The sequence below is a fragment of the Anaerocolumna xylanovorans DSM 12503 genome, assembly GCF_900143645.1.
Taxonomy (GTDB): domain Bacteria; phylum Bacillota; class Clostridia; order Lachnospirales; family Lachnospiraceae; genus Anaerocolumna; species Anaerocolumna xylanovorans.
In genome coordinates, this window is record NZ_FRFD01000003.1 from 185,718 (window position 1) to 197,860 (window position 12,143).

The window sequence follows — 12,143 nt, forward strand, 5'->3', positions numbered from 1 at the left end:
AGATATTCGGAAAGTATCCGGGAATTATTGCCGCCGGCAGTTACAGCCACAAGTTTCGATGCATGGAAACAGCGCATAAATAGGAAAGGGTGAAAGAAAATATAAATATGAATAATTACGAGAACCTTAAGAATTCTCATCCATGCTTTGCGGGGCACAAGGCGAATAAAGGCAGAATCCATCTGCCGGTGAGCCCCGGGTGTAATATACAATGTAAATTCTGCGACAGAAAAATTAATGATTATGAACAACGGCCGGGTGTTACCTCTGTGGTAATTAAACCGGATGAGGCCTTGGAGGTCGTAAGGAAATCCCTTGAATTATGTCCAGAGATTACGGTTGTTGGTATTGCAGGTCCGGGGGACACCCTGGCAACAGATTATGCGCTTAATACCTTTCGACTCATAAAAGAGGCCTTTCCGGATATCATCAAGTGTATGAGCACCAATGGATTATTGCTGGAGGAAAGGGCAGAAGAAATTATTGAGGTTGGAATTGATTCTTTAACGGTAACAGTCAATGCAGTAGATCCTGCCATCCTGACCAGGTTAAATTCAGCAATTATCTATCACGGCAAGCATTATGAGGGGGAAGAAGCAGCTGCGATTCTTATCAGGAATCAGTTAGCCGGAATACAAAAAGTCTCGGAGGCAGGAATTACGATTAAAGTGAACACGGTGCTTGTGCCGGGGATTAATGACCTTCACATTGAAGAGATAGCAAGGACTGTCAGCGAAGCAGGAGCTTCCATTTACAATCTGATACCGTTGATTCCCCAGCATGAGCTGTCGGAATGCGAAGCGCCTAACTGTATGCAGATTGAAACGGCCAGAGGAAAGGCCGCAAAATATATTGATGTCTTTAGACATTGTCAAAGATGCAGGGCTGATGCCATTGGTATACCGGGGGAAAAGGATTTTGGAGACCAGATTTATCTGAATCGGATTGCCCATAAGGATACCTTTTCTCATGGCTGAACACTGTACTGAATTAGCAGGATGCAGTACAAGACGGCCAAAGATTTGATATCCGCAAAAGGAGTTAGTTTGAAAAATCAAGTTTTTCAAACGCAAATTTGTGCCTGCGGCCCAAAGTCTGCAGGTACAGGAAAGGCATGGATATTATATGTCCTACAAAATAGCAGTTGCCAGTACGGATGGCAAGGTAATCAACCAGCATTTCGGAAGAACGGAGAAGTTTTATATTATCGGGGTGGAGGATTCCGGTGAATACCATTACCTTGAGACAAGGGAAACATTGGCTGCCTGTCAGGGAGGCAGCCATGATGAGGATGCCCTGGCGCGAAATGTGGAGCTGTTATCCGACTGTAAATATGTATTAGTAAGCCAGATTGGTCCGGGGGCTGAATATGCCCTTAGTAAAAGAGGAGTTACGGCTTTTGCAATCGCTCATTATGTTGACGAAGCGGTAAAAAAGCTGATTCATTATCAGTCGGAAATGAAACTGAACCAAAAATGAAACCAGAGAATCAGCCTCTTAAGACAGAGGGCTAATAAACAGGAGATCGGAGAATGAAGATGAAGAGAAGAATAAGCAGCATGCTGGCTTTGTTACTGGTATTGGTATTTGCTTTATCGGCGTGCAAAGAGAAAACATCTACAGAAGCGGATACAAAGGATGCAACAGATTTAAGCTCTGTAACCCTTCGCGTTGGGGCTACCGGCTGGAACCTGCAGGGAGAGATTTTAAAAGTAGCAGGACTTGATGATACGCCTTACAAGGTGGAGTACACTGTGTTTCAGGGCGGAAATCTGGGACTGGAAGCAATGGCGGCAGACCAGATTGATTTTACTACGACTAGTGAAATTCCTCCGATTTTTGCATCCTTAGCTGAAAATGAAGGGAATTTCAAGATTATCGCCGTCAATAACAGCAATACACTGCTTCAGGAATTGATTCTTCCCCCCAACACAGGTATCAAGAGCGTTGCAGAATTAAAAGGCAAGAAGGTTGGGTATATCAAGTCAACAACAGCACAGTACTTTCTTTATGAAATGCTTAAGGAGGCAGGCCTTAAATGGACGGATATCGATGCCGTTGAAATCTCAACGGCAGATGGTGTGACCGCACTTCTTGGAGGCAACTTAGATGCTTTCGCAAGCTATGGCAATTCCATAAACGCAGCAAAGAACAGCGGAGCAACAACTCTTGCATCAGCACAGGATATCTTGTCCGGCAATTTCCCCTATGAAGCATCGGTAAAGGCTTTAGGTGATAATGCAAAAAGGGCTGCCATTGCTGATTATCTGGCAAGGCTTCAGTTAGCCTATGAATGGCAGAAGGGACACTTGGATAAATGGGCAAAGATTTCGGCTGACCCTACAGGACAGACCGTTGAGGATGCACTTGATGTCCTTAAGAAGGGGTATGAGCAGAGGGATACGAAGACGGTTGTTATCTCTGATGAGATTAAAAAATCGGAGCAGAATGTAGCAGATGCTTTTTATGAAGTGGGACTTTTAGAGAAGAAAGTGGATGTGAGCACCTTCTATGATGATTCTTTGACGAAAGCGTACCAGAGTGCTCTTGAAGCATTAAAAAAATGATAAGACAGGAAAGAGGAGATTATGAAATTAAAGCGTAAACAAGGGAAAAAGCAATATGAAATATTTCTTCAATGGCTTTTACCCCTGCTTTTAATCATTGCGTGGTATGTTGCTACCAGTAGTGGACACTCAAATACAATTTTTCCGTCTCCAATAAAGGTATTAAACCGGGCAGTAACCATGCTTGAAAACGGCCAGCTCCTTGAATATACGGCAGTCAGTGCCAGAAGAGCTGTTATCGGCTTTCTGATAGGAGGAGGGATAGGCTTTCTCTTAGGATTAATTAACGGCCTGTGGAGAATCTCGGATGTAGCGCTTAATACAACCCTTCAAATGTTAAGGAATATACCGGTTCTGGCACTTATTTCATTGTTTATTGTATGGTTTGGAATAGGAGAGAAAGTAAAAATCATTATGGTAGCCTTTGGTGTGTTCTTTCCTCTTTATATTAATACCTATCATGGAATTAAGAATATCGACAAGGGATTGATTGAAATGGGGAAGGTGTATGGGTTAAGGGGAATATCCTTATTCACCAATATAATCCTTCCGGGAGCGTTATCTTCTGTATTGGTCGGAGTCAGGTTATCTCTTGGCATTATGTGGCTGGTATTAATCGCCGCCGAAACAATTGCCGCCGACGCAGGAATTGGTTACATGGCGATGACGGCAAGGGAATTGATGCAGATGGATAAAGTCGTTCTTAGTATTATCATTTATGCCCTGTTAGGTAAACTTTCCGATGTCATAGCTTCAGCATTGGAGAGAAGGTTATTAAAATGGCGTGCTGTTTAAAGGGGATGTGCGGATATGAGTGAAAATGCGAACGGATATAAAATTGAATTAAAAAATGTGAAGAAAAGATTCGGGCAGTGTGAGGTCTTAGAGGATGTCAGCCTGACCATTGAGTCGGGAGAATTCGTTGCTATCGTAGGTCACAGCGGCTGCGGAAAGAGTACCTTACTGCGGATGATAGCAGGGCTTGATGTACCGACAGAGGGCACTATCCTGGTCAATGAAAAGGAAGTAACGGGAGTCAACAGCCAGGTTAGGTTCTTATTTCAGGAGGCAAGGCTGCTCCCATGGAAAAGTGTAATAGCAAATGTAATCATCGGCACGCCGGATAAAAACGAAGCAACAGCAGCACAGTCACTGGAAAGAGTAGGGCTAATCAATAAGAAGCATGAATGGCCGAAAGTACTTTCCGGCGGACAAAAGCAAAGGGTATCCTTAGCCAGGGCTCTGGCAGGAAGGCCGAATGTTCTTCTGCTGGATGAACCCTTGGGGGCATTAGATGCCTTTACCAGGCTGGATATGCAGGAGTTGATTGAAAAGCTCTGGTTAGAGCAGGGATTTACGGGGATTTTAGTTACCCATGATGTGAGTGAAGCGGTCAAACTGGCTAACAGAGTTATATTGATGGAAGATAAAGAGATAACCCTGGATATGAAAATAAGCCTTCCAAGGCCCCGCCAGAAGGACAATGACTCCAATTATTTCGAGCACTATATTTTAGATAAAATAATGAAGCTGGATGAGAAGGCGGCAGAAGTCCGCCGTGAGGATTACGCAATATAACAGAGTATAGGACCTAAAAGAAAGGAGCACAGGTATGCTTTCCATAAAGACACCTCTGGAATACGTCAGTCAGCCGGATGTGATAGAAAAGGCCGGGAAATACATAAAAAAATATGGCAATAAAGCACTGATTATCGGAAGCAAGACACCCCTTAAGGCAGTAGGCGAAGCATTTTATAAAAGCCTTGAAGAAAATAATATCGAATACATCATAAAAGAATTTACGGGTTTCCCCACTTTGGCAGCAATTGAAGATTACAGCAGGCAGGCAGAGGAGGAAAAGGTAAATCTTATCATCGGTATCGGGGGAGGAAAGGTTAACGATACGGCAAAGGCAGTAGGTAATAAAACGAAACTTCCTGTTATCGCCATACCGACTATTGCAGCCACTTGTGCAGCCTGGGCAGCGGTATCCATTCTTTACAATGAAGAGGGAGACTTTGTGACCTCCTCTCTTAATGAGAATTCCCCCAGACTAATTCTTGCAGATACCAGGATTATAATAACGGCACCGGCCAGATATACTTATGCCGGCATTGTAGATACACTGGCTAAATGGTATGAGACAGTGCCAAACCTTGATATAGCAGAAGATAATATCACTCTCAATATTGCAGTAAACGGAGCGAAGCTTGCCTTTGACCTTTTAGTAAGACACGGCAGAAAGGTTGTAGAGGATGGGCAGAAGAATATTATTACAAAGGAGTCTGTTGCTGTGGTAGATGCCATCATTTATCTGGCAGGTTTTGTAGGCAGCTTTACGGAAGACGAATTTTACGGCGGGTTTGCACATCCCTTCTACCATGCCTCCACCAGACTCTCCGGCACCCGTTTCCGTCTTCATGGGGAAAAAGTGGCCTTAGGCTTGCTGATTCAGCTGGTGCTTGAAAAGAAGCAGGAAGATTATATTATCGAAACCATCAGGGAGTTTGACCGCTTTCATCTGGCATTAACGCTGGAAGATATCGGAGTCAGGGAGAATGCGAAAGAAGACCTTAGCATAGTGGCAGAGCGGGTATTAAAAGAATTTCCCGGTTATACGAAACTGGGTATCGGAAAGACAGCGGAAGAAATTGTCGATGCCGCCTTTAGGGCAGATGCACTGGTAAGAAGAGTTCTTAGCAATCCTGTGGAGGTGTTTTGAGTGAGTACCGGGCAAAAAGAAGCTGCACCCAGAAAAGCGCTGGAGCAGATAAATAATTATATAACAGCCAAGACCATCGAATCGGTAAAGCGGGAGCTTGGTATAGACAGAATCATTAAGCTGGCAGGGAATGAAAATACCAACGGATACTCTCCCAAGGTAAAGGAAGCAATCAGGTTATCCCTGGAGGGCTTGTCTTATTATCCTGACATGAATTGTACCATCCTTCGCGAAAAGCTCTCAAAGCTTCACGGGGTTGAAGAGGAACAGCTGATATTCGGAAACGGTTCCTTTGAGCTTATTTCCATCATAGCCCAGACTTATCTGGAAGAGGGGGATGAATCCATTATAGCGGAACCTTCTTTTGGCTGGTATAAAAATGTTACCTGGCAGATGGGAGCGAAGGTAGTGAGTCTGCCTTTAAAGAACCACAAAGTGGATCTAGAGATTATAAGGGAAAATATAACGGACAGGACAAAAATCATATGGATCTGCAATCCGAACAATCCTACCGGAACCATTCTTACGGAGAAGGAATTAAGAGAATTCTTACAGGAACTGCCCTCTGGTATTATCCTGGTTCTGGATGAAGCTTATGTAGATTATGTCATGGAAGAGGGCTATCCGGATTCCGTCAGTCTGCTTAAGAGTTATCAGAATGTTATCCTGCTTCGTACTTTCTCTAAGGCCTATGGTCTTGCATCCTTTCGTATCGGGTATGGTATCGCCTCAAAGCAGGTAGTCTTGCAGCTTAATAAAGTACGTCTGCCGATTAATACCAATGCCCTGGCCCAGACCGCGGCAGCAGCCAGCTTAGAGGACCGGGAATTCTACCGGTATGTGCTTCAAAGTAACAAAGAGGGGCTAAAACTTTATTATAAAACCTTAACAGAACTGGGACTTGAATTCGTCCCGTCCAATTGTAATTTTATTCTTTTTAATACAGGTTTGGATGGTGATACCGTTACCGGAGAGTACTATAAGAAGGGCATTCTTATACGGTCCGGTAAGGAGTTTGGCCTGCCCACCTGGGTTCGGATATCCATAGGAACCAGAGAAGAGAATGAATTGGTCCTGGAAACCTTAAAGGAAATTTTAAGGCGGCAGGCATGAAGGAATGATAGAAGTCCTTTCACGAAAGGAGTCTTTATGAGTAAAACTTATTCAGGTATCAGAGAAAGCCGCCCTTATACCTATAATGATTGCGGCGGTAACAGCAGGGAGTTATCTTCCGAGTTTGGGAAACGCTGTTTGAAAGCAGCAGACCGTACCTTCAGCCAGGGACTGCAATGTCAGCAGATAAACAGCATGGCAGCCCTGATGTCTTTAGACGATGCTGTATTTGTTGCGCATTCACCCCAGGGCTGTGTCGGCTGTACCAGTATGGCAAGCGATATGTACCGCGTCGGCCAGGCACACAGAGGCGTCCATTATATAAAAAGTGCAAGAATCATTGTTACCAATCTGGATCAGAAGGATGTCATCCTTGGTGGTGAAGCGAAACTTAGGGAAGCTGTAAAATTAGCCCGGGAAAGATATCAGCCGAAGATAATATTCATATTTACCTCCTGTGCTTCCGGTATTATCGGTGATGATATTGATGCTGTGGCAAGGGATTTGCAGGAAGAGAGTGAAGCGTTGATAATTCCCGTACATTGTGATGGCTTCAAATCCAAAATATGTGCCTCCGGTTTTGATGCGGCATTTTTGGCAATTTCATAGTACATCTTAAAAGGAGAGAAGCCCCAGAAGCAGAAGGGACTAATCAATCTCTTTGCTCCGGTTTCCATAAGCTATAAGGATCAGTTGGAAATTGAAAGAATGCTGGGACTTCTTGGCCTTGCCTGTAACTATATCCCTTTTTACAGTTCCCTGGAGAAAATCAAAAGAATACCCTCTGCAGAAGCTTCTACTTCCATCTGTAAAGTATTTGCAGATGAATTTATGAAGGAGCTGGAAGAAGACTATGACATCCCCTTTTCCCACACGGTAATGCCTATCGGTGTCCGCAACACGGATAAATGGTTCAGGGGAGTTGCTGCTTTGTTTGGAAAAGAGGCCGAGGCAGAGGAATATATCAAAAAGGAACATGAAAGAGTTCTTCCGCAAATTGAAAAAATTAAGGAAAGGCTCCAGGGCAAGAGGGTCTTTATCTGCGGCGGAACCGGCCGTTCCTTTGCTGCCGCTGCTTTAATTGACGATTTTGGAATGGAGTTGGTGGGGCTGGAAACGCCTACCTATGATGATGACGCACAGATAGACATTGACTATCTGAATGAAATCCATAAGGATTATATTATTGATATTGCCAATATGCAGCCCTTTGAACAGGTAAATATCGTAAACCGCCTGAAACCGGATGTTTTTATCGGAGTACCTTCCTGGTCGGCAAGACTTGGCATACCGACGACCCATGTACTGGATATGAAGCGGCCTACTATGGGCTATGACGGTATTTTATATCTGGGGAATAAGATTGCTGACCAGATTGAAAATCCCGGTTTTAATAAGAAGCTTGCAGCTCATGCCAGACTTCCCTATAAAAAATCCTGGTATGAATCAGATCCCTTCAAATTCATAAAACCTTTGGAGTAGTGTCTATGGGAGTTTGGAATGGAGGAATATGTGCCGCGGGCAGGCGGCGGAATGGAGGTTATAAATGTCAGTTGTAGTAGAAAGTCCTCGTGGTACGTGTGTTCTTGGCGGAATCAGTGCGGTACTAAGCGCAGTAGATAAACTATGTCCGATTTTTCATTCAGGACCCGGCTGCTGTATGCAGACCACTGCCGGAGAAGCCGGGCAGTCAGGCGGAAAGCAGCCCCATTTCCTATCGGGAGTATCCTTGCCTTCTTCTAATATGTTAGAGAGGGAAGTGGTGTTCGGAGGAGTGGATAAGCTTCGCAGTACCATAGAGGGGGCTGTGGAGATTATAGACGCGGATGCTTATTTTGTACTAACCGGCTGTACAGCCGGAATTATCGGTGATGATATCAAAAGTGTTACTTCGGAATTTGCCGAGAAAGGGATCAGAGTATACCCAATAGAGACTCCGGGTTTTGCAGGTGACAGCTATTTAGGCTATGAAGCAGCTTTTAAAACCTTTCTGACCTACCTTGTAGAGGAGGATATTCCGAAACAGCCGAATCTGGTGAACCTTTTTGGTGTCATGCCCTATCATGATCCCTTCTGGTCAGGTAATCTTGAAGAATTGACCAGGATTCTAAAAAAGCTTGGGCTTAAGGTAAACACTTTCTTTACAGAACATCAGGGAATTGAGGCAATCCGCACTTCCTCTGCTGCTGCCTTGAATATTATCGTTAATCCCTGGCTGTTAAAAAGTGCGGCGGCAGAATATGAAGAAAGATTTGGTGTACCTGCCCTTCGCATTCCGGGAATCCCCTTTGGCGCAACAGACACCTCTGCCTTTGTAAGAGAGGTCGGGGAAGCACTAAAGCTTGACAGAGAGCTGGTGGAAGATATCATTGCCGAAGAGGAGGATTATATCTACAGCTATCTGGAGACAGCTATCGGTGCATTGAGCTGGAAGAAGTTTGCGGTAGTAGGTGACTCTAATACAGCAATTGGGGTGACCAGATATCTGGCGAATGATTACAGTTTTACGCCTACCGTTACTATCATTACGGACCCGGTATTCAGGACAGAAGATAAGGAGCGCATTATCAGACAGCTAAAGGAGCTGGAATACGCGAAACCTCCGGAAGTAGTATTTGAATCCGATCAGTATAAGATAACGGAGGAGCTTAAGAAGCATGGGGAGATAACCCTGCTGCTTGGAAGCACCAATGAGAGGGAGATTGCTTTGGTGAAAGATATCCAGTGCAGTGTTATATCCTTTCCGGTTACAGACCGGCTTATTTTTAACCGTACCTACGCCGGCTACAGGGGAAGCCTTACCTTTATTGAGGATCTCTATGACAATTTATAAATGTTAGAGATGCTTTTATCAGAAGATGGGAGGAAATTATGAGCGGAATTAAAAAGTCCATATCTGAGCTGGTAGGCCGCACGCCGCTGCTCGAATTGACAAATTATGAAAAGCAGAACAATCTGGAAGCGGAAATTGTTGTAAAACTGGAATATTACAACCCGAATCAGAGCGTGAAAGACAGAATTGCTCTTGCCATGGTGGAGGATGCAGAGCGTAAAGGATTACTAAAGCCAGGTTATACCATTGTTGAAACGACCAGTGGTAATACCGGAATCGGCCTTGCCGCAATAGCAGCAGTCAAGGGCTATAAATTCCGTGTTTATATCCAGGATCAGGTCAGTGAAGAGCGTTTTAAGGTAATCCGGGCTTTTGGAGGGGAAACTATCAAGCTTACGGAAGAACCGGTATTAGCAGAGGTTTTAAAGGAGACCAACGGGGATTTTGTAGCTGCAATTAAGGAATTGGAGGATAAGGTGCTTTCCAAAGAGAAAGACATCTTTTTCGTGAACCAGATTGCCAATACAGCTAACCCGGAGATACATAAAGCGACCACGGGGCCGGAAATCTGGGAGGATACCGGAGGTAAAGTAGATATTCTGGTCGCTACAGTGGGAACCGGCGGGACAATATCCGGAACAGGAGCTTACTTAAAGGCTAAGAATCCTGACCTTAAGATTATCGCAATCCAGCCGGGACCGGACTCTCTTCCCAGTGAAGCCAATCCTACGCCGGAAGAAATCACGGGAGTTCATCCTTTCTTTGGAGTTCCCGGTGAGAGGGTTCCAAGCACCATGAATCTTAATATCTATGATGAAGCCTTTGAGATAGAGACGCAACAGGCCTATGAGGCAGCCAGAGCGGTAGCAAAATCGGATGGGATTTTGATAGGAACCTCTTCGGGCGCGGCAATTCATGTGGCAACCGAGCTTGCTAAAAAGCCGGAAAATAAGGGGAAGAGAATCGTTGCGGTATTGCCGGATACAGGACTTCGCTATCTTTCTATGAATCTTTTTGAATAATTACTTTTTATATTGACAAATAGACATGGGAACTTTATGATATAAAACATATAAAAAATATATGTTTAGAATGAAATATAAAGAGTTTGAACGGAGGTTGTTATAATGAAAAGTGGAATGAAGATTTATACCATTGCTTTCAGAAACAATATACCTGCTCGATGTTGCGGCAGAAAGGCAGGATTATTTATTTGAAAAACATAATTATAATCGATTAAAAGAAAAGGAGACTTCTTTATGAAAGCAAAAAAACTTGTTACAGCATTGGTATTAATCGGGGTATTATCTTCTGTATTGGCAGGATGCGGTACAAAGGACAAAACAACCTCTGGCAGTAATCAGCCTGCTGTTACAGCAGCCTCGGATAAAAAAGGTACAGACACAGCCAAGGTAGAAAAGATCAGAGTTGCAGTAGCCAATGATTTTAATCCTTATGCATATCTTGACGAGAAAGGCGATTATATCGGCTATGAAGTTGATGTGCTGAAAAAAGTGGATGAACTGCTGCCCCAGTATGAATTTGAATATCAGACGGTGGCTGACCAATTCGTAGCTTTGACCTCTAATAAGGTGGATTTAATTTCCCACCAGTGGGAAAGCAATCCGGAGAGGCAGAAAACCTACCTGTTTGGAAAAGAAATTGTAACTACCTGGGCAGCCTATATTATAACCAAGGACGGTGCGGAGAAGCTTCAGACTTATAAAGAGCTTGAGGGAAAGACCGTTGCGACCTTCCAGGGCTCCAATGATGCATATCAGCTGGAAACCTATAACAAAGAACATAATAATGCCATTAAGCTTGAGTATAACAGCGGTGATTTTTCCGTGATACTTAGTAAGCTTGAAAGCGGTGCCGTAGATGCGTTCCTTTTGCCTCTTAGCTATTTGCCAAGTATCGAAGAAGGTTATAAAGTAAAACTGCAGCGCTCGGATGAGCCTTCCTATTATTCAGGAACGTATTTTATCTACCGCAGGGACGATGCGGACGAAACAGCCCTTCAGGAAGCAGTTGATGGTGTGCTGAAAACCCTTCACGAGGATGGGACCCTTGAGAAGCTGTCCACCCAGTGGCTTGGCGCTGACTATACAGTGGAGCCGGAAGATCAGAAATAGCCCTGTATTATAGGATTAGGAGATTAAAGCAGTATGGGAAATATAGATTATTTCAGCTTTCAAAGGGTTGCGGAATATTTTCCGCAGTTGCTGTCCCGCCTACATATTACACTGATTATTACCGTACTTTCACTGGTTATCGGATTGTTACTGGGTACATTGATCGCGGCTGTCAGACTTTTTAATATACCGGTTTTAAAACAGATAACTACGGTGTATATCTCCTTTATCAGAGGGGTACCAATTAATATTCAGCTCTTTATCGTATACTTCGGATTGCCGGCTTTACTGAATCCGGTGTTCTTAAGATTTAATATTGATTTGAATATGCTGGATGCGTTTTCTTTTGTTGTTGCTACCTATGCATTTAATTCGGCGGCATTTCTCTCTGTTGTGGTTACGGCAGCGATACAGGGAGTGGATAAGGGACAGTTGGAGGGGGCACGGTCCATAGGGATGACAAGAGGCCAGATGTTTATGCGGGTTGTATTTCCCCAGGCGTTTCATATTGCTATTCCGGAATTTGGTAATACTGTGATATCAACTCTGAAAGATACTTCACTGGCTTTTACGGTAGGTGTTGTTGATATGGTGGGTGTCATTTCCTCTATTGCGGCAAGAACCAGACATTCTCTGGAAGGGTATGTAGGAGCGGCGATTATATACTTTGCATTTTGTATTGTATTGGAAAAGGGATTCTCTGCACTGGAAAAGAAGCTGCAAGTGTATAAATAATAAGCACGCAGATAGGAACCAGGAGTGAAAGAAAATTT

The 12,143-nt window shown here is 44.0% G+C and carries 11 protein-coding genes and 1 pseudogene; all 12 read left to right on the plus strand.

Features of this window, described 5'->3' with window-relative positions; all coding sequences use genetic code 11:
* The first annotated feature begins 107 nt into the window (after nucleotides 1-107).
* Nucleotides 108-977 (plus strand): radical SAM protein, encoded by an 870-nt coding sequence (locus BUF11_RS00880; RefSeq protein WP_073587844.1) that lies wholly within the window; start codon nucleotides 108-110, stop codon nucleotides 975-977.
* A gap of 148 nt (nucleotides 978-1,125) precedes the next feature.
* Nucleotides 1,126-1,479 carry a NifB/NifX family molybdenum-iron cluster-binding protein gene (locus BUF11_RS00885; protein ID WP_073586928.1) on the plus strand — a complete coding sequence of 118 codons (354 nt, stop codon included), beginning with the start codon at nucleotides 1,126-1,128 and terminating at the stop codon, nucleotides 1,477-1,479.
* A 53-nt stretch (nucleotides 1,480-1,532) separates the two neighbouring features.
* Entirely contained in the window at nucleotides 1,533-2,567 is a 1,035-nt protein-coding gene (locus BUF11_RS00890; protein ID WP_073586929.1) for an ABC transporter substrate-binding protein, read from the plus strand.
* A gap of 21 nt (nucleotides 2,568-2,588) precedes the next feature.
* Nucleotides 2,589-3,362: an ABC transporter permease subunit gene (locus BUF11_RS00895; RefSeq protein WP_073586930.1), complete on the plus strand. Its 774-nt coding sequence runs from the start codon at nucleotides 2,589-2,591 to the stop codon at nucleotides 3,360-3,362.
* Between the two features lie 15 nt (nucleotides 3,363-3,377).
* Nucleotides 3,378-4,145, plus strand: coding sequence for an ABC transporter ATP-binding protein (locus tag BUF11_RS00900; protein WP_073586931.1), 768 nt, complete (start codon nucleotides 3,378-3,380; stop codon nucleotides 4,143-4,145).
* A 34-nt stretch (nucleotides 4,146-4,179) separates the two neighbouring features.
* Nucleotides 4,180-5,289 carry an iron-containing alcohol dehydrogenase family protein gene (locus BUF11_RS00905; protein WP_073586932.1) on the plus strand — a complete coding sequence of 370 codons (1,110 nt, stop codon included), beginning with the start codon at nucleotides 4,180-4,182 and terminating at the stop codon, nucleotides 5,287-5,289.
* On the plus strand, nucleotides 5,290-6,402 hold the full coding sequence (gene hisC / locus BUF11_RS00910; protein WP_073586933.1) for a histidinol-phosphate transaminase: 1,113 nt from the start codon (nucleotides 5,290-5,292) through the stop codon (nucleotides 6,400-6,402).
* 36 nt (nucleotides 6,403-6,438) lie between these two features.
* Nucleotides 6,439-7,884 (plus strand): annotated as a pseudogene (locus tag BUF11_RS00915) (nitrogenase component 1).
* A 64-nt stretch (nucleotides 7,885-7,948) separates the two neighbouring features.
* Nucleotides 7,949-9,235 carry a nitrogenase component 1 gene (locus tag BUF11_RS00920; RefSeq protein ID WP_073586934.1) on the plus strand — a complete coding sequence of 429 codons (1,287 nt, stop codon included), beginning with the start codon at nucleotides 7,949-7,951 and terminating at the stop codon, nucleotides 9,233-9,235.
* A gap of 38 nt (nucleotides 9,236-9,273) precedes the next feature.
* The gene (locus tag BUF11_RS00925) at nucleotides 9,274-10,257 is read left to right on the plus strand and encodes a PLP-dependent cysteine synthase family protein (RefSeq protein ID WP_073586935.1); all 984 of its coding nucleotides are present in this window, start codon (nucleotides 9,274-9,276) and stop codon (nucleotides 10,255-10,257) included.
* Nucleotides 10,258-10,494: 237 nt separating this feature from the next.
* Nucleotides 10,495-11,370, plus strand: coding sequence for a transporter substrate-binding domain-containing protein (locus tag BUF11_RS00930; protein WP_073586936.1), 876 nt, complete (start codon nucleotides 10,495-10,497; stop codon nucleotides 11,368-11,370).
* 33 nt (nucleotides 11,371-11,403) lie between these two features.
* Nucleotides 11,404-12,105 (plus strand): amino acid ABC transporter permease, encoded by a 702-nt coding sequence (locus tag BUF11_RS00935; protein ID WP_073586937.1) that lies wholly within the window; start codon nucleotides 11,404-11,406, stop codon nucleotides 12,103-12,105.
* The last annotated feature ends 38 nt before the right edge of the window (nucleotides 12,106-12,143 follow it).

Excerpts from the sequence above, each read along its gene's own strand:
- BUF11_RS00895 (WP_073586930.1), top strand. The coding sequence starts at position 2,589 with ATGAAATTAAAGCGTAAACAAGGGAAAAAGCAATATGAAATATTTCTT.
- BUF11_RS00930 (WP_073586936.1), top strand. The coding sequence starts at position 10,495 with ATGAAAGCAAAAAAACTTGTTACAGCATTGGTATTAATCGGGGTATTA.
- BUF11_RS00900 (WP_073586931.1), top strand. The coding sequence starts at position 3,378 with ATGAGTGAAAATGCGAACGGATATAAAATTGAATTAAAAAATGTGAAG.
- BUF11_RS00880 (WP_073587844.1), top strand. The coding sequence starts at position 108 with ATGAATAATTACGAGAACCTTAAGAATTCTCATCCATGCTTTGCGGGG.
- BUF11_RS00935 (WP_073586937.1), top strand. The coding sequence starts at position 11,404 with ATGGGAAATATAGATTATTTCAGCTTTCAAAGGGTTGCGGAATATTTT.
- BUF11_RS00890 (WP_073586929.1), top strand. The coding sequence starts at position 1,533 with ATGAAGATGAAGAGAAGAATAAGCAGCATGCTGGCTTTGTTACTGGTA.
- BUF11_RS00885 (WP_073586928.1), top strand. The coding sequence starts at position 1,126 with ATGTCCTACAAAATAGCAGTTGCCAGTACGGATGGCAAGGTAATCAAC.
- BUF11_RS00925 (WP_073586935.1), top strand. The coding sequence starts at position 9,274 with ATGAGCGGAATTAAAAAGTCCATATCTGAGCTGGTAGGCCGCACGCCG.
- BUF11_RS00920 (WP_073586934.1), top strand. The coding sequence starts at position 7,949 with ATGTCAGTTGTAGTAGAAAGTCCTCGTGGTACGTGTGTTCTTGGCGGA.
- BUF11_RS00905 (WP_073586932.1), top strand. The coding sequence starts at position 4,180 with ATGCTTTCCATAAAGACACCTCTGGAATACGTCAGTCAGCCGGATGTG.